This is a genomic window from Pseudomonas triticicola (assembly GCF_019145375.1).
In the GTDB taxonomy this organism is placed as follows: Bacteria; Pseudomonadota; Gammaproteobacteria; order Pseudomonadales; family Pseudomonadaceae; genus Aquipseudomonas; species Aquipseudomonas triticicola.
The window spans coordinates 3,333,306-3,355,677 of the sequence record NZ_JAHSTX010000001.1; the positions used below are offsets into that span (position 1 = coordinate 3,333,306).

17 protein-coding genes and 1 pseudogene are annotated in these 22,372 nt (G+C 60.7%); 14 read left to right on the forward strand and 4 right to left on the reverse strand.

All coding sequences use genetic code 11. From position 1 onward, the window contains the following. Positions 1–173: 173 nt before the first annotated feature. The 3 genes from map (at position 174) to dapC (ending at position 5,122) form a co-directional block, all read left to right on the forward strand. Entirely contained in the window at positions 174–956 is a 783-nt protein-coding gene (gene map, locus KVG85_RS14935) for a type I methionyl aminopeptidase (protein ID WP_133334983.1), read from the forward strand. Between the two features lie 40 nt (positions 957–996). Further along, entirely contained in the window at positions 997–3,699 is a 2,703-nt protein-coding gene (locus KVG85_RS14940; protein ID WP_016771478.1) for a [protein-PII] uridylyltransferase, read from the forward strand. Between the two features lie 223 nt (positions 3,700–3,922). Then, positions 3,923–5,122, forward strand: a complete 1,200-nt coding sequence (gene dapC, locus KVG85_RS14945; protein ID WP_217864240.1) for a succinyldiaminopimelate transaminase — start codon at positions 3,923–3,925, stop codon at positions 5,120–5,122. A gap of 45 nt (positions 5,123–5,167) precedes the next feature. On the opposite strand, the gene KVG85_RS14950 is transcribed toward dapC, so the two are convergent. Further along, positions 5,168–6,799: a Na+/H+ antiporter gene (locus KVG85_RS14950; protein WP_217864241.1), complete on the reverse strand. Its 1,632-nt coding sequence runs from the start codon at positions 6,797–6,799 to the stop codon at positions 5,168–5,170. A 291-nt stretch (positions 6,800–7,090) separates the two neighbouring features. On the opposite strand from KVG85_RS14950, the gene KVG85_RS14955 reads away from it, so the two are divergent. The 4 genes from KVG85_RS14955 to KVG85_RS14970 all read left to right on the forward strand — a co-directional run bounded on the left by KVG85_RS14955 (position 7,091) and on the right by KVG85_RS14970 (position 10,252). Then, the gene (locus KVG85_RS14955) at positions 7,091–7,453 is read left to right on the forward strand and encodes an ArsC family reductase (protein ID WP_093104271.1); all 363 of its coding nucleotides are present in this window, start codon (positions 7,091–7,093) and stop codon (positions 7,451–7,453) included. Between the two features lie 31 nt (positions 7,454–7,484). After that, the gene (gene dapD, locus KVG85_RS14960) at positions 7,485–8,519 is read left to right on the forward strand and encodes a 2,3,4,5-tetrahydropyridine-2,6-dicarboxylate N-succinyltransferase (protein WP_217864242.1); all 1,035 of its coding nucleotides are present in this window, start codon (positions 7,485–7,487) and stop codon (positions 8,517–8,519) included. Positions 8,520–8,645: 126 nt separating this feature from the next. Further along, positions 8,646–9,851: an aminotransferase class V-fold PLP-dependent enzyme gene (locus KVG85_RS14965; RefSeq protein ID WP_217864243.1), complete on the forward strand. Its 1,206-nt coding sequence runs from the start codon at positions 8,646–8,648 to the stop codon at positions 9,849–9,851. Continuing rightward, entirely contained in the window at positions 9,848–10,252 is a 405-nt protein-coding gene (locus tag KVG85_RS14970; protein ID WP_217864244.1) for a SufE family protein, read from the forward strand. Before KVG85_RS14965 ends, KVG85_RS14970 begins: the two co-directional genes overlap by 4 nt. A gap of 89 nt (positions 10,253–10,341) precedes the next feature. On the opposite strand, the gene tcdA is transcribed toward KVG85_RS14970, so the two are convergent. Beyond that, positions 10,342–11,160, reverse strand: a complete 819-nt coding sequence (gene tcdA, locus KVG85_RS14975; protein WP_071174533.1) for a tRNA cyclic N6-threonylcarbamoyladenosine(37) synthase TcdA — start codon at positions 11,158–11,160, stop codon at positions 10,342–10,344. Between the two features lie 214 nt (positions 11,161–11,374). Between tcdA and KVG85_RS14980 the strand changes: the two genes are divergently transcribed. The 4 genes from KVG85_RS14980 (at position 11,375) to KVG85_RS14995 (ending at position 16,589) form a co-directional block, all read left to right on the forward strand. Beyond that, the gene (locus KVG85_RS14980; protein ID WP_056783195.1) at positions 11,375–13,966 is read left to right on the forward strand and encodes a glycosyltransferase; all 2,592 of its coding nucleotides are present in this window, start codon (positions 11,375–11,377) and stop codon (positions 13,964–13,966) included. A gap of 209 nt (positions 13,967–14,175) precedes the next feature. Then, complete coding sequence (gene dapE, locus KVG85_RS14985; protein WP_217864245.1) at positions 14,176–15,327, forward strand: succinyl-diaminopimelate desuccinylase; 1,152 nt, start codon at positions 14,176–14,178, stop codon at positions 15,325–15,327. Then, a complete protein-coding gene (locus KVG85_RS14990) occupies positions 15,327–16,136 on the forward strand; it encodes a putative RNA methyltransferase (RefSeq protein WP_217864246.1) in 810 nt (269 codons plus the stop codon). Before dapE ends, KVG85_RS14990 begins: the two co-directional genes overlap by 1 nt. 75 nt (positions 16,137–16,211) lie before the next feature. Continuing rightward, entirely contained in the window at positions 16,212–16,589 is a 378-nt protein-coding gene (locus KVG85_RS14995; protein ID WP_115146380.1) for a hypothetical protein, read from the forward strand. A gap of 138 nt (positions 16,590–16,727) precedes the next feature. Here KVG85_RS14995 and KVG85_RS15000 read toward each other — a convergent pair whose 3' ends face one another. Further along, positions 16,728–16,937, reverse strand: a complete 210-nt coding sequence (locus KVG85_RS15000) for a cold-shock protein (RefSeq protein ID WP_016771489.1) — start codon at positions 16,935–16,937, stop codon at positions 16,728–16,730. A 236-nt stretch (positions 16,938–17,173) separates the two neighbouring features. Between KVG85_RS15000 and plsB the strand changes: the two genes are divergently transcribed. The 3 genes from plsB (at position 17,174) to KVG85_RS15015 (ending at position 20,910) form a co-directional block, all read left to right on the forward strand. Then, positions 17,174–19,675, forward strand: coding sequence for a glycerol-3-phosphate 1-O-acyltransferase PlsB (plsB, locus tag KVG85_RS15005; protein WP_110600147.1), 2,502 nt, complete (start codon positions 17,174–17,176; stop codon positions 19,673–19,675). A 119-nt stretch (positions 19,676–19,794) separates the two neighbouring features. After that, complete coding sequence (locus KVG85_RS15010) at positions 19,795–20,193, forward strand: YbaY family lipoprotein (RefSeq protein WP_217864247.1); 399 nt, start codon at positions 19,795–19,797, stop codon at positions 20,191–20,193. 27 nt (positions 20,194–20,220) lie between these two features. Beyond that, positions 20,221–20,910, forward strand: a complete 690-nt coding sequence (locus KVG85_RS15015; RefSeq protein ID WP_217864248.1) for a DUF4197 domain-containing protein — start codon at positions 20,221–20,223, stop codon at positions 20,908–20,910. Here KVG85_RS15015 and KVG85_RS15020 read toward each other — a convergent pair. Beyond that, positions 20,907–22,297, reverse strand: a pseudogene (locus KVG85_RS15020) (Fic family protein). The gene KVG85_RS15015 and the pseudogene KVG85_RS15020 sit on opposite strands and share 4 nt — an antisense overlap. Between the last annotated feature and the right edge of the window lie 75 nt (positions 22,298–22,372).

Genomic DNA, 22,372 nt, shown 5'->3' on the forward strand with positions numbered 1-22,372 from the left:
GCGCAGCCCCCTTGGAATCGGCTCGATGGGCACCATTGTATAGATAGAAGCTGGACATGCAGGCGCGGATTTGCGCCTCCCGTCTGGTAGAATCGCGTTTTTCAGGGTCGCAAAATGTACGCTTGCCACCCAATTCGTATCCGTAAGCGCCGCCGAGCGCAGAGAGAGCCTGTATGACCGTCAACCTCAAAACCCCCGAGGACATCGCTGGCATGCGTGTCGCCGGCAAACTGGCCGCCGATGTGCTGGAAATGATTGCCGAACATGTCAAACCGGGCGTGACCACTGATCAGCTCAATCAGATCTGCCACGACTACATCGTCGATGTGCAGCAAGCGATCCCTGCCCCGCTCAACTACAAGGGCTACCCGAAGTCGATCTGCACCTCGATCAACCATGTGGTCTGCCACGGCATCCCGAACGACAAACCGCTGAAAAACGGCGACACCCTGAACATCGATGTCACGGTGATCAAGGACGGTTACCACGGTGACACCAGCCGCATGTTCCACGTCGGCGAAGTGCCGGTCTGGGCCGAGCGCCTGTCGCAGGTCACCCAGGAATGCATGTACAAGGCGATCGAGATCGTCAAACCCGGCTGCCGCCTCGGCGACATCGGCGAAGTAATCCAGAAGCACGCAGAAAAGAACGGTTTCTCGGTGGTACGCGAGTTCTGCGGCCACGGTATTGGCAAGGTCTTCCACGAAGAACCGCAGATCCTGCACTACGGTCGTGCCGGCACCGGTATGGAACTGAAGGCTGGCATGACCTTCACCATCGAGCCGATGATCAACCAGGGCAAGGCCGACACCAAGGTTCTGGGCGACGGCTGGACCGCGATCACCAAGGACCGCAAGCTCTCGGCACAGTGGGAACACACCCTGCTGGTCACCGAGACCGGCTACGAGATTTTCACTTTGCGCAGCGATGACACCATCCCGCGCATCTCGGCCTGACACCCAGAACGCTCCCAGCCAATAGAAGGAAAGCCAATCGATGCCGCAGGTGGATCCCGAACTCTTCGACCGCGGCCAGTTCCAGGCTGAACTGGCCCTCAAAGCGAGTCCCATCGCGGCGTTCAAGAAGGCGATCCGCCAGGCCCGCGAGGTCCTCGACACGCGTTTTCGCAATGGCCGCGACATCCGCCGGCTGATCGAGGACCGCGCCTGGTTTGTCGACAACATCCTGCAAAAGGCCTGGGAGCAGTTCAACTGGAGCGAAGACGCCGACATCGCTCTGGTGGCAGTAGGCGGCTACGGTCGCGGCGAGCTGCATCCCTATTCCGACATTGATTTGCTGATCCTGCTCGACAGTGCCGACCACGAAGTTTTCCGCGATTCCATCGAGCGTTTTCTGACGCTGCTTTGGGACATCGGTCTGGAGGTCGGCCAGAGCGTGCGCTCGGTCGACGAATGCGCAGAAGAGGCCCGCGCCGACCTGACTGTGGTCACCAACCTGATGGAAAGCCGCACCATCTGCGGCCCCGAGCGTCTGCGCCAGCGCATGCTCGACGTCACCAGCACCGCGCACATGTGGCCGGCCAAGGAGTTCTTCCTGGCCAAGCGTGCCGAGCAGAAGGCCCGTCACCACAAATACAACGACACCGAATACAACCTCGAACCGAACGTCAAAGGTTCGCCCGGCGGCCTGCGCGATATTCAGACAATCCTTTGGGTCGCCCGCCGTCAGTACGGCACCCTGAACCTGCGCGCCCTCGCTGGCGAAGGCTTTCTGGTCGAAAGCGAAAACGCCCTGCTCGCCTCATCCCAGGAATTCCTCTGGAAAGTGCGCTATGCGCTGCACATGCTCGCCGGCCGTTCCGAAGACCGCTTGCTGTTCGATCATCAGCGCACCATTGCCGGCCTGCTCGGCTTTGAAGGAGACGACGCCAAACAGGCGGTCGAAAACTTCATGCAGCAGTACTTCCGCACGGTGATGAGCATTGCCCAGTTGAGCGATCTGATCATCCAGCACTTCGAGGAAGTCATCCTCGCTCCGGAAGACGAGGCGCCGCCGCAACCGATCAATTCACGCTTCCAGCTGCATGACGGCTACATCGAAGCGCGCAATGACAACGTGTTCCGCCGCACGCCGTTCGCCATGCTGGAAATTTTCGTGCTGATGGCCCAACAGCCGGAAATCAAAGGGGTGCGCGCCGACACCATTCGTCTGCTGCGTGAACATCGGCACCTGATCGATGACAACTTCCGCAACGATATCCGCAACACCAGCCTGTTCATCGAGCTGTTCAAGTGCAAGATCGGCATCCACCGCAATCTGCGGCGGATGAACCGTTACGGCATTCTCGGCCGTTATCTGCCGGAGTTCGGCTTTATCGTCGGACAGATGCAGCACGACCTGTTCCACATTTATACGGTCGATGCGCACACGCTGAATCTGATCAAACACCTGCGCAAACTGCAGTACACCCAGGTTTCGGAGAAATTTCCGCTGGCCGCCAAGCTCATGGCGAAGCTGCCCAAGCCTGAGCTGATCTACATGGCCGGTCTGTATCACGATATCGGCAAGGGCCGGCATGGCGATCACTCGGAGATCGGCGCGGTCGATGCCGAGGCGTTCTGCCAGCGTCACCAGTTGCCGGTGTGGGACAGCCGCCTGATCGTCTGGCTGGTACAGAACCATTTGGTGATGTCCACCACCGCGCAGCGCAAGGATCTGTCGGACCCGCAGGTGATCCACGATTTCGCCCAGGCGGTCGGCGACGAAACCCGCCTCGACTACCTCTATGTGCTGACCGTGGCCGACATCAATGCGACCAACCCGACGCTGTGGAACTCATGGCGCGCCAGCCTGCTGCGCCAGCTTTATACCGAGACCAAGCGCGCCCTGCGCCGGGGTCTGGAAAACCCGGTGGATCGCGAAGAACAGATCCGTCAGACGCAAAGCGCCGCGCTGGACATTCTGGTGCGCGGCGGCACCGATCCGGACGACGTCGAGCAGCTGTGGGCGCAATTGGGCGATGACTATTTCCTGCGCCACACCGCCGGCGACGTGGCCTGGCACAGCGATGCGATCCTGCAGCAACCGGTGGATGGCGGGCCGCTGGTGCTGATCAAGGAAACCACCCAGCGCGAGTTCGAGGGCGGCACGCAGATCTTCATTTATGCACCGGACCAGCATGACTTCTTCGCCGTGACCGTGGCGGCGATGGACCAGCTCAACCTGAACATTCACGACGCCCGGGTCATCACCTCGAGCAGCCAGTTCACCCTCGACACCTACATCGTGCTCGACAACGAAGGCGAATCGATCGGCGACAACCCCGCGCGGATCAAGCAGATCCGCGAAGGCCTGACCGAAGCCCTGCGCAACCCGGACGATTACCCAACGATCATCCAGCGCAGGGTTCCGCGCCAGCTCAAACACTTCGCCTTCGCCCCGCAAGTAACGATCCACAACGACGCCCAGCGTCCGGTGACCGTGCTGGAACTGACGGCGCCTGACCGGCCGGGCCTGCTGGCGCGGGTCGGGGGGATTTTCCTCGAGTTCGATCTGTCGCTGCAGAACGCCAAGATTGCGACCCTGGGCGAGCGCGTGGAAGACGTGTTCTTCATCACCGACGCGCACAACCAGCCGCTGTCTGATCCGCTGCTGTGCAGCCGTCTGCAGGATGCGATCGTCGAACAGCTGAGCGTCAATCAGGAACCGGATATCAAACTTTCGCGGATCAGTATCTGAATCACCCGTTTATCCGTGTGAATGCAGCCCATGCTTTCCTCCGGTACATACAATCCCCTGTGGCGAGGGGATTTATCCCCGTTCGGCTGCGAAGCAGTCGTAAAACCTGTGTATGCGGACATTAAGTTGAACCGCAGTGAATGGTTTTTGGGGCCGCTGCGCAGCCCAACGGGGATAAATCCCCTCGCCACAGAAAGCTCTTGAGCATTTAAAAGAGGCCCCCATGAACAAAGCTTTGAACCAGCTCCAGCCGTACCCGTTCGAAAAGCTCCGCGCCCTGCTCGGCAGCGTTACGCCGAACCCGGACAAACGCCCGATCGCCCTGTCGATCGGCGAGCCGAAACACCGTTCGCCGAGCTTTGTCGCCGAAGCGCTGGCGAACAGTCTGGATCAGATGGCGGTGTACCCGACCACCCTCGGCATCCCGGCCCTGCGCGAAGCCATCGCCGGCTGGTGCGAGCGTCGTTTTGGCGTGCCGAACGGCTGGATCGATCCGGCGCGCAATGTGCTACCGGTCAACGGCACCCGTGAAGCGCTGTTCGCCTTCACCCAGACCGTGGTCAATCGGGGCGACGATGCGCTGGTGGTCAGCCCTAACCCGTTCTATCAGATCTACGAAGGCGCGGCGTTTCTCGCCGGGGCCAAGCCGCATTACCTGCCATGCCTGGATGAAAACGGCTTCAACCCGGACTTCGACGCAGTAGCGCCGGAGATCTGGCAGCGCTGCCAGATTCTGTTCCTGTGCTCGCCGGGCAATCCGACCGGCGCACTGATTCCGGTCGAGACCCTGAAGAAGCTGATCGCCCTGGCTGATCAGTACGACTTCGTGATTGCCGCCGACGAGTGTTACAGCGAACTGTACTTCGACGAGCAAACCCCACCGCCGGGCCTGCTCAGCGCCTGCGTCGAACTGGGTCGCAATGACTTCAAGCGCTGCGTGGTCTTCCACAGTCTGTCCAAGCGCTCCAACCTGCCGGGTCTGCGTTCAGGCTTCGTTGCCGGCGATGCCGACATCCTCAAGGGTTTCCTGCTCTATCGCACTTACCACGGCTGCGCGATGCCGGTACAGACTCAACTGGCCAGCGTTGCCGCGTGGAATGACGAAGTGCATGTGCGCGCCAACCGTGCGCTGTATCGCGAGAAGTTCGATGCGGTGCTGAACATCCTCAGCCCGGTCATGGACGTACAGCGCCCGGATGGCAGCTTCTATCTGTGGCCGAACGTGAAGGGTGATGACGCGGCATTCTGCCGTGATCTGTTCGAGCAGGAGCATGTGACCGTGGTGCCGGGCTCGTATCTGTCTCGCGATGTCGATGGCGTCAATCCGGGTGCAGGCCGTGTGCGCATGGCGCTGGTTGCGCCGCTGGCGGAATGCGTCGAAGCCGCCGAACGGATTCGCGACTTCATCACCCGCCAGAAGTGATTGCGGAGCGCTTGCGGCAGCCCTCTGCTGCAAGCGCTCAAGCGGTTATTTGACCTGCCCCAGATTGGCCTCGCTCAAATCCAGTTCCCCGAGCACTTCTCGCAACACGTCATCACCGATCTGGTGCTGACGGCTCAGACTGTAAAGCTCAAGACGCTGCGCGCGCAGCGCTTTCAAGCGCAAACGCCGTTCAAGCAGATCCATCTGGAATGCCAGCGCCTGGGCTTCGGCGGAGTCGTTGAATACATCAAGTTGATGGCGATATTCGGACATGATCCGCGCCTTGAGCTCCGCTGCCAGCGCTGCTTGAGCGGCATCCTGTGGGACCACTTCTTCGCTTTCCAGCGAGTGAATCGCTGCTTCGGCGGTCTTGCGCCATGCATCGCGCACTTCATGACGACGCTTGTCGTCGGGACTCTTGTCGATGCCGCGCAGCAGCAACGGCAACGCGATACAGGCCGAGACCAGCGACAGCAGAATCACCCCGGCAGCGATGAAAATCAGCAAGTCACGTTCGGGAAAAGCCTCGGCGCCGATCAGCATCGGCACCGACATCACGCCCGCCAGCGTTACCGCCCCACGCACACCGCCCACCGTCAGCAACCAGCATGAACGCGCCGTCGGCACTTGCGTCAGCTCGCCCTTGCCGCGCACTCGGCGCAGCAACACCGACAAGCGCCAGATGCTCTGCACCCAGATGAACCGCAGCAGCACCAGCGCGACGAAGATCGCCAACACATCGAGGCAGCGATAGAACAGCGTCGGCCACAGCGTCGGCTCATGGCTGACCACCGCCTTGATGATGTCTGGCAATTGCAGGCCAAGCAGCAGGAAGATCAAGCCATTGAACGCAAATTCGAGCAGCGCCCAAACGCTGCGGTTAAGCAATCGCGTGCTGGTCTGGCGTGGCAACAGGTCGAGCCAGCTCTGCATCATCCCCGCTGCCACCGCCGAGAGAATCCCTGAAGCGCCCAAACGTTCGGCCAGTACATAAGCAGCGAACGGCAGCAGCAACATGAACACCACGTGAGTGGCCGGATCGTCCCAGCCCCGGGCGATCATCCACGCGCGCAGGCGTCCGACCAACCAGCTCAACGCCACTCCGACCGCCAGGCCACCGAGCGCCACGGCGACGAAGGTCAGACTGGCATTGGTCAGCGAAAACACCCCCGTGACCGCTGCAGCGAGGGCGAATTTGAAGGTCACCAGGCCTGAGGCGTCATTCATCAGCGCCTCGCCCTGGAGGATGTGCATCAGCGGCGTCGGGAGTCGGTTCTGCGAAATCGCTGAGACTGCGACGGCGTCGGTCGGTGACAAAACCGCTGCAAGGGCGAAGGCTACCGGCAGCGGAATCGTCGGCAACAGCCAATGAATGAAATAACCGGCACCAACTACGGTGAACAGAACAAGGCCGACGGCCAGGGTCAGGATCGGTCCGCGCAATTGCCAGAAGGCGCGTTTGGGCATGCGCCAGCCATCGGAAAACAGCAGCGGCGGCAGGAACAGAAACAGGAATAGTTCGGGATCGAGGGCGACGTGCAGGCCAAGAGTCGGCCAGGCGAGCAAGGCACCCGCGGCGATTTGCACCAGCGGCAACGGCAGCGGGATGACCCGCCCGACCAGGCGCGAGACGCTGACCAGCATCAGCAGGATGAGGACGGTGTAAGCAGTTTGCATAAAACCAGAATCTCAGGCGATCGACAGCATTGAACTGCCATATTAGCGCCTTAGGCTGTGGCTGACCGTTGCACCTATGTCGCACGGCCGCAAGCGACACCCTTGTGGGAGCGAGCCTGCTCGCGAATGCGGTGTGTCATTCAGCACAGAAATTGACTGACAGGCCCCCTTCGCGAGCAAGCTCGCTCCCACAGGTTTTACAGCGTTACGACAACCGTGGCCGACGAAACCGTCCGGTCATGGCATAATCCGTCACCATTTTTTTCCAGCACCTGTAAAGGGGGCGATTCCTTGGCCGTTTCAAGTAAAACGTTGCACCTTTTCGGCATCAAAGCCTGCGACACCATGAAAAAGGCGCGCACCTGGCTCGATGAACACGCTGTCAGTTATGACTTTCACGATTACAAGACTGCCGGTATTGACCGTGAGCACCTGACCCAATGGTGCGACGAGCACGGCTGGCAAACCGTGTTGAACCGCGCCGGCACGACCTTTCGCAAACTCGATGACGAACGCAAAGCCGATCTCGACCAGTCGAAAGCCATCGAACTGATGCTCGCACAACCCTCGATGATCAAGCGCCCGGTGCTCGATCTCGGTGACCGAACCCTGATTGGCTTCAAGCCAGATATCTACGCGGCCGCTCTGAAGTAAGCAGCCCGTCACTCTTTGTAGAGGTATTCACATGTCCAATTCCCTGTTCAGCATCGCCTTTGGTGTCGGCACCCAGAATCGTCAAGGCGCATGGCTGGAAGTGTTCTACGCCCAGCCACTGCTCAACCCTTCGGCCGAACTGGTCGCGGCTGTTGCGCCGATCCTCGGTTACACCGAAGGCAACCAGGCCATCACCTTTACCACCGCCCAGGCTGCGCAACTGGCTGAAGCCGTCAAAGGCATCGACGCCGTGCAAGGCAAGCTGCTGACCCGCCTGGCCGAAAGCCACAAGCCGTTGGTTGCCACGCTGCTGGCTGAAGACGCGCAACTGACCTCCACGCCTGAGGCCTACCTCAAACTGCATCTGCTCTCGCACCGTCTGGTCAAGCCGCACGGCGTGAGCCTGGCCGGTATCTTCCCGCTGCTGCCGAACGTGGCGTGGACCAGCCAGGGCGCGATCGATTTGAGCGAACTGGCGGAAATGCAACTCGAAGCGCGTCTGCGCGGCGAACTGCTGGAAGTGTTCTCCGTGGACAAGTTCCCGAAGATGACCGACTACGTGGTACCGGCCGGCGTGCGTATCGCTGATGCTGCACGTCTGCGTCTGGGCGCCTATGTCGGCGAAGGCACCACTGTCATGCATGAAGGTTTCATCAACTTCAACGCCGGCACCGAAGGCCCGGGCATGATCGAAGGCCGCGTTTCCGCTGGCGTCTTCGTCGGCAAGGGTTCGGACCTGGGCGGCGGTTGCTCGACCATGGGCACTCTGTCGGGCGGCGGCAACATTGTGATCAAGGTGGGCGAAGGCTGCCTGATTGGCGCCAACGCCGGTATCGGTATTCAGTTGGGCGACCGCAACACCGTGGAATCGGGCCTGTACGTGACCGCCGGGACCAAGGTTGCGCTGCTGGACGAGCACAACAATCTGGTCAAGGTCGTGAAAGCACGTGAGCTGGCTGGTCAGACTGATCTGCTGTTCCGTCGCAATTCGGAAACCGGCGCGGTGGAATGCAAGACCCACAAATCGGCGATCGAACTGAACGAAGCGCTGCACGCTCACAACTAAGCGCTGTAGGCCTGTGGGAGCGAGTCTGCTCGCGAAACTTTTGGCGTCCTCAAGGACGCTTTCGCGTGCACGCTCGCTCCCACAAGGTTTGGCGTACACCCCGCCCAATTTCACAGGGCTGAACTCATGATGATCCCCTCCCCCTGGCGCGCCGATTTCCCGGCCATCGCCGCCCTGCAACGGCAAGACCAGACCTATCTGGACAGCGCCGCCACCACGCAAAAACCACAAGCCCTGCTCGACGCACTGACGCATTACTACGCCAACGGCGCGGCCAATGTACATCGTGCGCAACACCTGCCCGGTGCCCACGCGACGCAAGCGTTCGAAGACAGTCGGCGCAAGGTTGGCCAATGGCTGAATGCCGGTGACAGCGGGCAAATCATCTTCACCCACGGCGCCACCAGCGCGCTGAATCTGCTGGCTTATGGTCTGGAGTCTCTGTTTCAGCCGGGCGATGAGATCGTCATCAGCGCGCTGGAGCATCACGCCAACCTGCTGCCGTGGCAGCAACTGGCGCAACGCCGTCAGCTGAAACTGGTGATCCTGCCGCTGGATGCCGACGGCCTGATCGACCTCGGCGCTGCCGTACACCTGATCGGCCCGCGCACGCGTTTGGTGGCGGTCAGCCAGTTGTCCAATGTGCTTGGCGCCTGGCAGCCATTGACCGCGTTGCTCGGCATGGCCAAGGCGCAGAACGCGCTCACGGTGGTCGATGGTGCGCAAGGTGTGGTGCACGGTCGGCATGACGTGCAGGCGCTGGGTTGCGACTTCTATGTGTTTTCCAGCCACAAACTCTACGGCCCCGATGGCCTCGGCGTGCTGTTCGGGCGCAACGCGGCGCTGGAGCAATTGCAGCATTGGCAGTTCGGCGGCGAGATGGTGCTAGACGCCAACTATCAGGATTCGCGCTTCCGCCCGGCGCCGTTGGGGTTCGAGGCAGGCACACCGCCGATCGCCAGCGTCATCGGCCTCGGAGCGACCCTCGACTACTTGGCCGGTCTGGATCAGGACGCCGTATCTGCCCATGAAGCGGCACTGCACGACTATCTGCTGCGCGGCCTCGCCGCACGCAATGGCATTCGCCTGCTGGGCAAGCCGCAACTGGCGCTGGCCAGTTTTGTCGTCGAAGGCGTGCACAACGCCGATCTGGCGCACCTGCTCACCGAACAAGGCATTGCCGTGCGCGCCGGACATCACTGCGCCATGCCATTGATGAAGAGCTTCGAACTGGCCGGCGCGATTCGCGTGTCGCTGGCGCTGTATAACGACTCGGAAGATCTGGAGCGCTTTTTCGAGGCTTTGGATCAGGCTCTGGAGATGTTGCGATGAGCCTGCCGGTGGAAGCGGCCGAAGCGCTGCAGACGTTTCAGACTGCGGCGGGCTGGGAACAGCGGGCGCGGTTGCTGATGCAGTTTGGTGATCGTTTGCCGGCGCTGGATGACGCGCAAAAGTGCGAGGCCAATCGGGTGCATGGCTGTGAGAGCCAGGTGTGGCTGGTCGGGGATTTGCGCGACGGACACTGGCAGTTCAAGGCGAGCAGCGATGCGCGGATGATTCGCGGATTGGTGGCGTTGCTGCTGTTGCGGGTCAACGGCTTGTCGGCGGCGGAGTTGCAACAGCTGGATCTGCCGGAGTGGTTCAATCAGTTGGGGTTGTCGCGGCAGTTGTCGCCTTCGCGCAGTAATGGCTTGAATGCGGTGCTCCAGCGGATGAATGAGTTGGCGCGCTAATCGCCTTCGCGAGCAGGCTCGCTCCCACAATTGGAATACGTTTCCCTGTGGGAGCGAGCCTGCTCGCGAAGAAGCCAGCAGCCCCAACATCAAGCCTGAGGTTTTACTCGGTCTGAAGGCCGCCGCACCCCCGCTACAATCTTGTCCACAGCCTTGGTCGCCGCGACCATGCCAAACGTCGCCGTGACCATCATCACCGCGCCAAACCCGCCGGCGCAGTCGAGCTTCACGCCGTCGCCGACAAAACTCTTCTGCAAACAAATGCTGCCATCCGGTTTCGGGTAGCGCAGCTGTTCGGTGGAAAACACACACGGCACGCTGTAGTGGCGGGTCACGGTGCGGGAGAAGCCGTAGTCCCGGCGCAACGTCGAACGGACTTTCGAGGCCAGCGGATCGTTGAAGGTGCGGTTCAGATCGCAGACCTGAATCAGCGTCGGATCGATCTGCCCGCCCGCGCCGCCGGTGGTGATGATCTGGATCTTGCGGCGTTTGCACCAGGCGATCAGCGCCGCTTTGGCATTGACCGCATCGATGCAGTCGATCACGCAGTCGATGTTCGGCGTGATGTATTCGGCCATGGTGTCGCGGGTAACGAAATCGGCCACGGCGTGCACCGTGCAATCGGGGTTGATCCCGCGCAGACGCTCGGCCATCACCTCGACTTTGGGTTTGCCGACGGTGCTGTCCAAGGCGTGCAACTGGCGGTTGGCATTGCTGACGCAGACGTCGTCGAGGTCGAACAGCGAGATCTCGCCCACCCCGCACCGGGCCATGGCTTCCGCCGCCCAGGAACCGACGCCACCGACGCCGACGATCGCCACATGGGCGGCGCGCAAGCGTTCCAGGCCCTCGATGCCATACAAACGGGCGATGCCTGCAAACCGCGGATCTTCTGTACTCATGACCATTACCCCAAAAACCGGCGCGCATTATAGGGCTACGCAGCGACAAGTTTTAAGCTGCAAGCGACAAGTGTAAGAACTTAAGTCAGAGACGGCTGCCCAACGTCAGGCATTTTCCCGTCAGTTGTACGACTGGTTAACCGCCGGTGTAGGATGCGCGCCCCTCGGGCGTCTATCCGACCGATCCTTCGTTCCACAGCCTTTGGAACCCGAAACAGCTATGTCATCGCGTAAATTTGGACTCAACCTGGTGGTGGTGCTGGCCATCGCTGCCTTGTTCACCGGTTTCTGGGCGCTGGTCAATCGCCCGGTCACGGCACCGAACTGGCCGCAGCAAATCTCCGGCTTCTCGTATTCGCCATTCCAGCAGGGGCAATTCCCACAGAAGGATCAGTATCCGTCTGACGATGAAATGCGCCGTGACCTGGAAATCATGAGCAAGCTGACCGACAACATTCGTATCTATTCGGTAGACGGTTCGTTGGGAGACATCCCGAAACTGGCTGAAGAATTCGGCCTGCGCGTCACCCTCGGCATCTGGATCAGCCCGGACCAGGAACGCAACGAACGGGAAATCACTAAAGCCATCGAACTGGCCAATACCTCCCGCAGTGTTGTGCGCGTGGTGGTCGGCAACGAGGCGCTGTTTCGCGAAGAGATCACCCCGGAAGCGCTGATCGTTCTGCTGGATCGGGTGCGCGCTGCCGTGAAGGTGCCGGTTACCACCTCCGAGCAATGGCACATCTGGGAGAAATACCCGCAACTGGCCAAGCACGTTGACCTGATCGCCGCCCACGTCCTGCCCTACTGGGAATTCATTCCGGTGGACAAGGCCGGCCAGTTCGTCTTCGACCGCGCCCGCGATCTGAAAAAGCTGTTTCCGAAAAAACCGCTGCTGCTCTCCGAGGTCGGCTGGCCGAGCAACGGGCGCATGCGCGGTGGCGCCGATGCATCGCCAGCCGATCAGGCAATTTACCTGCGCACGCTGGTCAACAAGCTCAATCGCCAAGGCTTCAACTACTTCGTGATCGAAGCGTTCGACCAGCCGTGGAAGGCCAGCGATGAAGGTTCGGTCGGCGCCTACTGGGGCGTGTTCAACGCCGCGCGTCAGCAGAAATTCAATTTCGAAGGCCCGGTGGTGGCGATTCCACAATGGCGCGTATTGGCGATCGGCTCAGTGGTGCTGGCGCTGCTGTCGCTGACCCTGCTGATGATCGACGGCTCGGCCCTGCGCCAGCGTGGTCGCACGTTCCTGACGTTTATCGCGTTCCTCTGCGGTTCGGTGCTGGTGTACATCGGTTACGACTACAGCCAGCAATACAGCACGTGGTTCAGCCTCACGGTCGGATTCCTCTTGGCGCTCGGTGCGCTCGGGGTATTCATCGTCCTGCTCACCGAGGCCCATGAACTGGCCGAAGCGGTGTGGATTCACAAACGCCGGCGGGAATTCCTGCCGGTGCTGGGCGATTCTGATTACCGGCCGAAGGTGTCGATCCATGTGCCGTGCTACAACGAGCCGCCAGAGATGGTCAAACAGACCCTCGACGCCCTCGCCGCCCTCGACTATCCCGACTTCGAAGTCCTGATCATCGACAACAACACCAAGGACCCGGCGGTGTGGGAGCCGGTGCGCGATTACTGCGCAACCCTCGGCCCGCGCTTCAAGTTCTTCCACGTTTCGCCGCTGGCCGGTTTCAAGGGCGGCGCGCTGAATTACCTGATCCCGCACACCGCCAAGGATGCCGAAGTCATTGCCGTGATCGACTCCGATTACTGCGTGCACCCGAACTGGCTCAAGCACATGGTGCCGCACTTCGCCGACCCGAAAATCGCCGTGGTGCAGTCGCCGCAGGATTATCGCGACCAGAACGAAAGCACCTTCAAGAAGCTCTGCTACGCCGAATACAAAGGCTTCTTCCATATCGGCATGGTCACCCGCAACGACCGTGACGCGATCATTCAGCACGGCACCATGACCATGACCCGCCGTTCCGTGCTGGAGGAATTGGGCTGGGCTGACTGGTGCATCTGTGAAGACGCCGAACTGGGTCTGCGCGTGTTCGAGAAAGGCCTGTCGGCGGCGTATTACCACGACAGCTACGGCAAGGGCCTGATGCCGGATACCTTCATCGACTTCAAGAAACAGCGTTTCCGCTGGGCCTATGGCGCGATCCAGATCATCAAGCGCCACACCCGCAGCCTGCTGCGCGGCAAGGACACCGAACTGACTCGCGGTCAGCGTTATCACTTCCTCGCTGGCTGGCTGCCGTGGGTCGCCGATGGCATGAACATCTTCTTCACCGTCGGCGCGTTGCTGTGGTCGGCGGCGATGATCATCGTGCCGCAACGGGTCGATCCGCCGCTGCTGATTTTCGCGATCCCGCCGCTGGCGCTGTTCGTGTTCAAGGTCGGCAAGATCATCTTCCTTTATCGCCGCGCCGTCGGTGTGAATCTGAAGGATGCGTTCTGCGCGGCACTGGCGGGGCTGGCGTTGTCGCACACCATCGCCAAAGCGGTGCTGTACGGTTTCTTCACCAGCAGCATTCCGTTTTTCCGCACACCGAAAAACGCTGACAACCACGGCTTCTGGGTGGCGATCAGCGAGGCTCGCGAGGAGCTGTTCATCATGCTGTTGCTGTGGGGCGCGGCGCTGGGGATCTTCCTCGTGCAGGGCATTCCGAGCAATGACATGCGCTTCTGGGTAACCATGCTGCTGGTGCAGTCGCTGCCGTATCTGGCGGCGCTGATCATGGCGTTCCTGTCGTCGCTGCCCAAACCTGTGGCCAAGGCTGAGCCGGCACCGGTCGTCTAAATCCGCAACGCAGCACTAAACGGCGGCCAATGGTCGCCGTTTTGCTTTAAGATAACCGCCATTTTGCGGGCGCGCTCCTATCCCTGTGGGAGCGAGCTTGCTCGCGAAGGCTTTGTAACATTCAACCCTTATGTTGCCTGTTACACCGCTTTCGCGAGCAAGCTCGCTCCCACATTGGCCTCGCTCAAATTCATGATCCGGAGTTTTCCATGACGGCCCACGCCGACCTATCGCCGACCCTTCAACTGGCCATCGACCTGATCCGCCGTCCTTCCGTGACCCCGGTCGATGCCGACTGCCAGAAGCAGATGATGCAGCGCCTGGGCAATGCCGGTTTCACCCTGGAGCCGATGCGCATCGAAGATGTGGATAACTTCTGGGCCACTCATGGCAACAACGACGGCCCGGTGCTGTGCTTCGCCGGCCACACCGACGTGGTGCCGACCGGTCCGGTTACCGCATGGCAGATCGACCCGTTCAACGCCGTGATCGACGAACACGGCATGCTCTGTGGCCGTGGCGCGGCGGACATGAAAGGCAGCCTGGCGTCGATGACCGTCGCCGCCGAGCGTTTCGTCGCCGATTACCCGAACCATAAAGGCAAGGTCGCTTTCCTCATCACCAGCGACGAAGAAGGCCCGGCGCATCACGGCACCAAGGCTGTGGTCGAGCGTCTGGTGGCGCGCAACGAGCGTCTGGACTGGTGCATCGTTGGCGAGCCGTCGAGCACCACGCTGGTCGGCGATGTGGTGAAAAATGGCCGTCGTGGCTCCCTCGGCGCCAAGCTCACGGTCAAAGGCGTGCAGGGTCATGTGGCCTACCCGCATCTGGCGAAGAACCCGATCCACCTCGCCGCTCCGGCGCTGGCAGAGCTGGCCGCCGAGCACTGGGACCACGGCAACGATTTCTTCCCGCCGACCAGTTTCCAGATTTCCAACCTCAATTCCGGCACCGGCGCGACCAACGTGATCCCGGGTGATCTGGTGGCGGTATTCAACTTCCGTTTCTCCACCGAATCGACCGTCGAAGGCCTGCAGAAACGCGTTGCCGACATCCTCGACAAGCATGGTCTGGACTGGCACATCGACTGGGCACTGTCCGGCCTGCCATTCCTCACCGAACCGGGCGCGCTGCTTGATGCGGTGTCGTCGAGCATCAAGGACATCACCGGTCGCGAAACCAAGGCGTCGACCAGCGGCGGCACCTCCGATGGCCGCTTCATCGCGACCATGGGCACGCAAGTGGTTGAACTGGGCCCGGTCAACGCGACCATCCACCAGGTCAACGAGCGCGTGCTGGCAGCCGATCTCGACGTGCTGACGGAAATCTATTACCAGACCCTGATCAAGTTGCTCGCCTGATGCTCGCGTGCCCGATCTGCAGTGAGCCGCTCAATGCGGTAGAGAACGGCGTGGTCTGCCCCGCCGGGCATCGGTTTGACCGTGCGCGTCAGGGTTATCTGAACCTGTTGCCGGTGCAGCACAAGAACAGCCGCGACCCGGGCGACAATCAAGCGATGGTCGAGGCGCGGCGTGATTTCCTCAACGCCGGGCACTACGCGCCAGTCGCCAGGCGTCTGGCTGAATTGGCGGCTAGTTATGCGCCGGAGCGCTGGGTCGACATCGGGTGTGGCGAGGGTTACTACACCGCGCAAATCGCCGAAGCTTTGCCGAACGCTGATGGCTACGCGCTGGACATCTCCCGCGAAGCGGTCAAACGCGCCTGCAAACGCAACCCGGCAATCACCTGGTTGATCGCCAGCATGGCCCGCGTGCCGTTGGCTTCGGGCAGTTGCCAGTTTCTCGCCAGCGTCTTCAGTCCGTTGGACTGGGAGGAAGCCAAGCGTCTGCTCAGCGTCGGCGGCGGGCTGATGAAAGTCGGCCCGACCCGTGGCCATCTGATGGAATTGCGCGAACGCCTGTACGACGAAGTGCGCGAATACACCGACGACAAGCATCTTGCTCTGGTGCCGGCAGGCATGGCCTTGGCGCACAGCGAAACCCTGGAATTCAAGTTGATTCTGGACAAGCCCGAGGACCGCGCCAACCTGTTGGCGATGACGCCTCACGGCTGGCGTGCCAGTGCCGAGCGTCGTGCGGCGGTGATCGAGCAGGCCGAGCCGTTCGAGACCACCGTGTCGATGCGCTACGATTATTTCGTTCTTCAATAACTTTTGGTCTCGGGCACAGGCCCGGGGCCGGCTAAATCCGCGAATGGATTTTTCAGACCCGCAGTGAGGACATCCATGCGCCAACCGGACATCGAGATTTACCTGAAAGACGCCGACGTCGACCACAAGGCCATTTCCGCCTGGCTCGGCGCCGCGCTGGGCCCGTGCAGCGACTGGGTGCAGAAAGGCCAGACGTACAAGTGCAAGGCCGGCAATGTGCCGGTGACCTGGCTGCCGAAAGCCGTGGGCAAGTGGAACAGCCTGTACCTGGAAAGCGACCAGACCCCCTGGGACGACGACATCGCCTGCGCCCGCGCAGCCTTCGCGGCACTGAACGTCGAAGTGCGCTGCGCACCGGGGACGTGGGTCGAAGAAGAAGGTGAAGAAACCGCTGATCGCTGGATTCGCATCAGCGAAGACGGGGAAGAAGAGATCACCTGGAAAACCGCGTAACCAGGGCAACGTAGAGCCCACGTGGGAGCGAGCCTGCTCGCGAATGCGCAGTGTCAGTCGATATGAATGGTGACTGATACACCGCATTCGCGAGCAGGCTCGCTCCCACAGTGGTTTTTGGCGCTCTGCAGATTTGTGTTACAGGCCTACAACATCCTCAGCCTGCAACCCCTTCTCGCCGGTGATTACCGCGTACTCGACCTGTTGACCTTCGGTCAGCGAGCGGTGCCCTTCGCCGCGAATCGCGCGGTAGTGCACGAACACGTCCACGCCGTCGTCGCGCTGGATAAAGCCATAGCCTTTGGCGTCGTTGAACCACTTCACGTTGCCGGTTTCGCGTGTTGCCATCTGTTCATACTCCTTTTTTATTATTGAACGGGCTTTTCGCAGGAAAGCCTTCGAGGAACGTCAGCCTGCGTCCGACGTCCATGACAGGGCACCGGCAACAGAGCGCCGAGTATATGACAGGTGAAGAAACTCTCAACAGGAGATTACTTCGGCGCTTTTTTGCCGATTTTCGCCTAATACGGCAAACTGTCCGCCCCGAGCGCCTGCTCGGTTTTATTCACTCACGCAGAAGCCGTATGACCCGTTCCCCGTTCCGCCGTCTTGTGTTTGGCACCCTGCGCCGCCTGTTGTATCTCTGGGTTCGCTCCGAGACCATCAATCAGTCGTCGTTCACTCTTAACCTCGACCGCAGTCGTCCGGTGTTCTACGTCCTGCAAAACCCTTCGCTGACCGATCTGGCGGTGGTTGACACAGAGTGCACCAAGGCCGGTTTGCCACGCCCGGTGCTGGCGGTGTCGGTGGGTTCACTCATCGAACCAGCGGCGTTTTTCTATTTGACGCCGGACCCGGACTGGCTCGGTCGCCAGGACAAACGCGGCGCGCCGCCGACTCTCACCCGTCTGGTCAGCGCGCTGACTCAGAATGCTGCCGAAGACGCGCAGATCATTCCGGTCAGCGTGTTCTGGGGCCAGTCCCCGGACAGCGAAAACAGTCCGTGGAAACTGTTGTTCGCCGACAGCTGGGCAGTCACCGGCCGTCTGCGCCGGCTGCTGAGCATCATCGTCCTCGGGCGTAAAACCCGCGTGCAGTTTTCCGCGCCGATCCACCTGCGCGAACTGATCGATCACAACAAGGGACATGAGCGCACCGTGCGCATGGCCCAGCGCATCCTGCGCGTGCACTTCCGCAACCTCAAAGCTGCGGTGATCGGTCCGGACATTTCCCACCGGCGCAATCTGGTCAAAGGCCTGCTCAACCAGCCGCTGGTCAAACAGGCGATCCTCGACGAGGCCGAGCGCGAAAAAATCTCGCCGGAAAAAGCCAAGGCCCAGGCCCTGCGCTACGGCAACGAGATCGCCTCGGACTACACCTACACCGCGATCCGCTTTCTCGAAGTGGTGCTGAGCTGGTTCTGGAACAAGATCTACGACGGCATCAAGGTCAACCACATCGAGGGCGTGCAGAACGTCGCGCAAGGTCACGAAGTGATCTACGTGCCGTGCCACCGCAGCCACATCGATTACTTGCTGCTCTCGTATCTGCTGTTCCGCAACGGCCTGACCCCGCCGCACATTGCTGCCGGGATCAACCTGAACATGCCGGTGATCGGCAGCCTGCTGCGTCGCGGCGGTGCGTTCTTCATGCGCCGCACCTTCAAGGGCAATCCGTTGTACACCTCGGTGTTCAACGAATACCTGCACACGCTGTTCACCAAAGGTTTCCCGGTCGAGTATTTCGTCGAGGGCGGTCGCTCCCGCACCGGGCGCATGCTGCAACCGAAAACCGGCATGCTCGCGATCACCCTGCGCAGTTTCCTGCGTTCGTCGCGGATGCCGATCGTCTTCGTGCCGGTGTACATCGGATACGAGCGCGTGCTCGAAGGCCGCACCTACCTCGGCGAACTGCGTGGGGCGAGCAAGAAAAAAGAATCGATCTTCGATATTTTCAAAGTGATCGGCGCGCTCAAGCAGCGCTTCGGTCAGGTCGCGGTCAACTTCGGCGAGCCGATCAAACTGGCGGAATTCCTCGACGCCGAGCAACCGGACTGGCGCCAGCAGGAACTCGGTCCGCAGTTCAAACCGGCGTGGCTCAACGAAACCACCAACCGCCTCGGCGAGAAAGTCGCCCGGCATCTGAACGAAGCGGCGGCAATCAATCCAGTGAATCTGGTGGCGCTGGCTCTGCTGTCGACCACGCGTCTGGCCCTGGATGATCGCGCCATGGCGCGGGTGCTGGATCTGTATCTGGCGCTGCTGCGCAAAGTCCCGTATTCGCCACACACCACCTTGCCGGAAGGCGATGGCCGGGCGCTGATCGAGCATGTGAAAGACATGGATCTGCTCGCCGAGCAGAACGATGCGCTGGGCAAGATTCTGTATCTGGACGAGCAGAACGCGGTCCTGATGACTTACTACCGCAACAACGTCCTGCACATTTTCGCTCTGCCGTCGTTGCTGGCGAGTTTCTTCCAGAGCACCTCGCGCATGAGCCGCGAGCAGATCCTGCGCTACACCCGCGCGCTGTATCCGTACCTGCAATCGGAGCTGTTCATCCGCTGGAGCCTGGATGAACTCGACGCGGTGATCGACCAGTGGCTGGAAGCGTTCGTCGAGCAGGGCCTGCTGCGTTTCGAGAAAGACCTGTACCTGCGTCCGGCGCCGAGTTCGCGGCATTTCGTGCTGCTGACGCTGCTGTCGAAAAGCATCGCGCAGACCCTGCAGCGCTTCTACATGACCGTGTCCCTGCTGCTCAACAGCGGCCAGAACAGCATCAGCGCCGAAGAGCTGGAAGATCTGTGCACAGTGATGGCCCAGCGTCTGTCGATCCTCCATGGCCTCAATGCGCCGGAATTCTTCGACAAGAGTCTGTTCCGCCACTTCATCCAGACCCTGCTCGACCTCGACGTCCTGCGCCGCGACGAAGCCGGCAAGCTCAGCTATCACGAACTGCTCGGCGAGCTGGCCGAAGGCGCGGCCAAGCGCGTGTTGCCGGCGGAGATTCGCCTGTCGATCCGCCAGGTCGCGCTGCACCGCAGTGAAGATGCGGCGGATCAGATCACGCCACAGCCTGAGGCTTGAAGCCTTAGACCTGTGGGAGCGAGCCTGCTCGCGAAGACGGAGTGTCAGTCGCCATTTAGTTTGACTGAACCAGCGCTTTCGCGAGCAGGCTCGCTCCCACATTGAAAGGAGATTCACCCATGAAAAAACTGCTAACCCTCGCCTCCGCCACGCTGCTCAGCGCCTGCCAATCAACCACACCCGCCGGCAAGGCCAGCCTCGACGGCGAAGTCTTCTACCTGCAACGCATCGCCCTGCCCCCGAGCGCGACCCTGAGTGTGAGCCTGCAAGATGCGTCGCTGGCCGATGCACCGGCCATCATCCTCGCCGAACAGAACGGCCCGATCAAAGGGCAGGTGCCGCTGCCGTTTCAATTGAGCTACGATCCGGCGCAGGTCAAATCCGGCCACCGTTACTCGGTCAGCGCGCGCATTGAAGTCAACGGCGAGCTGATGTTCATCACCACCGAAAACCACGCCGTACAACTCGACGGCAACGACCCGCAGCCGCTGAAAATCCGCGTCGACGCCGTTCGTTAATCCATTTTTCGCCACAAGGAAGCCGCCATGCGCCGCCCTACCCTTCGCTTCGCCGCCGCCTGCGCCGGTCTGCTGATCTCCGCCAACGCCTTGGCCTTGTCGCTCAACGATCTGTCGCAACAAGACGCCACCGGCGGCCTCAAGGACGCCCTGACCCAAGGCGCACAAATCGCCGTGAAACAACTCGGCACCCCGGGCGGTTTCAGCAACAACCCCGAAGTGAAAATCGAACTGCCGGGCAAACTCGGCAAAGCCGCGAGCAAGATGAAAGCCTTCGGCATGGGCGCCCAGGTCGAAGAACTGGAAACCGCGATGAACAAAGCCGCCGAATCCGCCGTGACCCAGGCCCAGCCAATTCTCGTCGATGCAGTGAAGAAAATGAGTGTGGCCGACGCCAAAGGCATTCTCAGCGGCGGCAACGATTCCGCCACCCAATATCTGAACAAATCCAGCCGCGAACAGATCCGCGCGAAATTCCTGCCCATCGTCAAACAAGCCACCGACAAGGTCGGCGTCGCGCAGAAGTACAACGCCTTTTCAGGTCAAGCTGCGGCTTTCGGTGTCGTCGACGCCAAGAGCGCCAACGTTGAAAGCTACGTCACCGAACAGGCACTCAATGGTTTGTTCGAGATGATCGGCAAGCAGGAAGAAACAATTCGTCAGAACCCGGCCGCTGCGGCGACTAGTCTGGCGAAGAAGGTGTTTGGTACGCTTTAAGTCGTTACAACATGGGGGCGATTCAATTCGCTCCCATGCTTGCCTCCACGTAAAGAACTACGTAAAAAAAACACCCACTCCCGCCCCATCTTCCTTCTCTCAAAAAGCTGCAATTGGTCCAGCCCTTCCAGAATCGACGCCGCCTCGCTACCCGAGCAGGAAAAATTTTCCGCGACATTGCTCGCCGTAAACTCCTTCGCCTCCCCGCTTTTAGCCACCTGATAAACCGCGCGCTGCCGTTCCGTCAGTTGAGCAATTACGCCAGAGCTCGTCAGCCAGCGCTCAAAGTCCTGAGTGTCTGCCAGACTCTTGCGGTACACAGTTAAAAACCGACCACGGCTCGCAAAATCACCGCGCATTGAAACTCGATGAAATAAGTCAGATCCAGCTCATCTGCCTCGGTGTGCAGGTAGGAGCGTCCGTATTTCACCGGTGCATTGCGCAGCAACAGACTGATCGCAATGTAGCGAAACGCCGCGAACTCATGTTTGAACATGAACCAGTAAAACAAGACTCTCGCGACCCGCCCGTTACCGTCGCGAAATGGATGTTCATAACCCATGGCGAAATGCAGCGTCACGGCCTTGATCAGTGGATGCAGATAATTTTTGTCCAGAATCGAGGCAGCGGGCCGGTTGATCCAGGCGGACAACCTCGCCAACCGCGCAACCAATCCTGCAGCAGGAGGTGGTCGGTGCACGGTGTTGCCTGAACCATCCTGAACAACCACCTCATCATTGGTCCGGAACAATCCGGGGGAATACTGCTCGTCGTCGATCCCCTCCACACCCACTCGATGGATCTCTGCAATCAGCTCAATGCTCAGAGGTTCATAACGCTTTTCCCAAGCGAAATTCATCATTCGATAATTACCCATTACCATGCGCTCATCCGGCGTCCGCGGCTGGCGCTGATGCTTGAGCATGTCCTTGGCAACACGAGTCGTGGTCGCCGCACCCTCCAACTGGCTACTGGCGATGGCCTCGTCTTCGATCAAGTCATTGAGCAGACAACAGAAATGCGCCCGCTCGCCGATCTGACTGGTCATGTAATCCAGCGCGGCCGTACTGGCGTAACGATCCACCACAGCCAAGGTTTTCTGCGCCAACGGCGTTGGCACGTATTTGCCCCACTGCACCGGCTCGCCCAACGGCAACAAATGAATGTACTGGGCCGCCCGCGCCTTCTTCCCCAACGTCCAACAAAGGTTCGCGTCCAACCCTACCGCCCAGCGAAAGCGCAACGCCTCGAATGGCAAGTAGCGCCCCTGATCATCGAGCGGCTTGAGCAACGCCAGATAATCCGCAAGTCGTTGCTTGTGTGGCGAGCGGGCCAACAGGTCGAAAACAGGATCCGTTCTGCCGGCTAATGTCGGTGGTTTCTTCATCAGACAGACTCAAGGACTCGGAAAAGCAGAACCCGGAGTACAGCATTGGACGGCCAGCGCCTCAAGATCGGAGGA

What these genes read in the sequence shown, in the direction of transcription:
- KVG85_RS15015 (WP_217864248.1), top strand. Translation starts at nt 20,221, where the DNA reads ATGCGCCGCCCTACCCTTCGCTTCGCCGCCGCCTGCGCCGGTCTGCTG.
- tcdA (WP_071174533.1), bottom strand. Translation starts at nt 11,160, where the DNA reads ATGGTCATGAGTACAGAAGATCCGCGGTTTGCAGGCATCGCCCGTTTG.
- KVG85_RS14970 (WP_217864244.1), top strand. Translation starts at nt 9,848, where the DNA reads ATGAGCCTGCCGGTGGAAGCGGCCGAAGCGCTGCAGACGTTTCAGACT.
- KVG85_RS14995 (WP_115146380.1), top strand. Translation starts at nt 16,212, where the DNA reads ATGCGCCAACCGGACATCGAGATTTACCTGAAAGACGCCGACGTCGAC.
- KVG85_RS14950 (WP_217864241.1), bottom strand. Translation starts at nt 6,799, where the DNA reads ATGCAAACTGCTTACACCGTCCTCATCCTGCTGATGCTGGTCAGCGTC.
- dapE (WP_217864245.1), top strand. Translation starts at nt 14,176, where the DNA reads ATGACGGCCCACGCCGACCTATCGCCGACCCTTCAACTGGCCATCGAC.
- dapD (WP_217864242.1), top strand. Translation starts at nt 7,485, where the DNA reads ATGTCCAATTCCCTGTTCAGCATCGCCTTTGGTGTCGGCACCCAGAAT.
- KVG85_RS14980 (WP_056783195.1), top strand. Translation starts at nt 11,375, where the DNA reads ATGTCATCGCGTAAATTTGGACTCAACCTGGTGGTGGTGCTGGCCATC.
- KVG85_RS15010 (WP_217864247.1), top strand. Translation starts at nt 19,795, where the DNA reads ATGAAAAAACTGCTAACCCTCGCCTCCGCCACGCTGCTCAGCGCCTGC.
- KVG85_RS14940 (WP_016771478.1), top strand. Translation starts at nt 997, where the DNA reads ATGCCGCAGGTGGATCCCGAACTCTTCGACCGCGGCCAGTTCCAGGCT.
- KVG85_RS15000 (WP_016771489.1), bottom strand. Translation starts at nt 16,937, where the DNA reads ATGGCAACACGCGAAACCGGCAACGTGAAGTGGTTCAACGACGCCAAA.
- dapC (WP_217864240.1), top strand. Translation starts at nt 3,923, where the DNA reads ATGAACAAAGCTTTGAACCAGCTCCAGCCGTACCCGTTCGAAAAGCTC.
- plsB (WP_110600147.1), top strand. Translation starts at nt 17,174, where the DNA reads ATGACCCGTTCCCCGTTCCGCCGTCTTGTGTTTGGCACCCTGCGCCGC.
- map (WP_133334983.1), top strand. Translation starts at nt 174, where the DNA reads ATGACCGTCAACCTCAAAACCCCCGAGGACATCGCTGGCATGCGTGTC.
- KVG85_RS14965 (WP_217864243.1), top strand. Translation starts at nt 8,646, where the DNA reads ATGATGATCCCCTCCCCCTGGCGCGCCGATTTCCCGGCCATCGCCGCC.
- KVG85_RS14990 (WP_217864246.1), top strand. Translation starts at nt 15,327, where the DNA reads ATGCTCGCGTGCCCGATCTGCAGTGAGCCGCTCAATGCGGTAGAGAAC.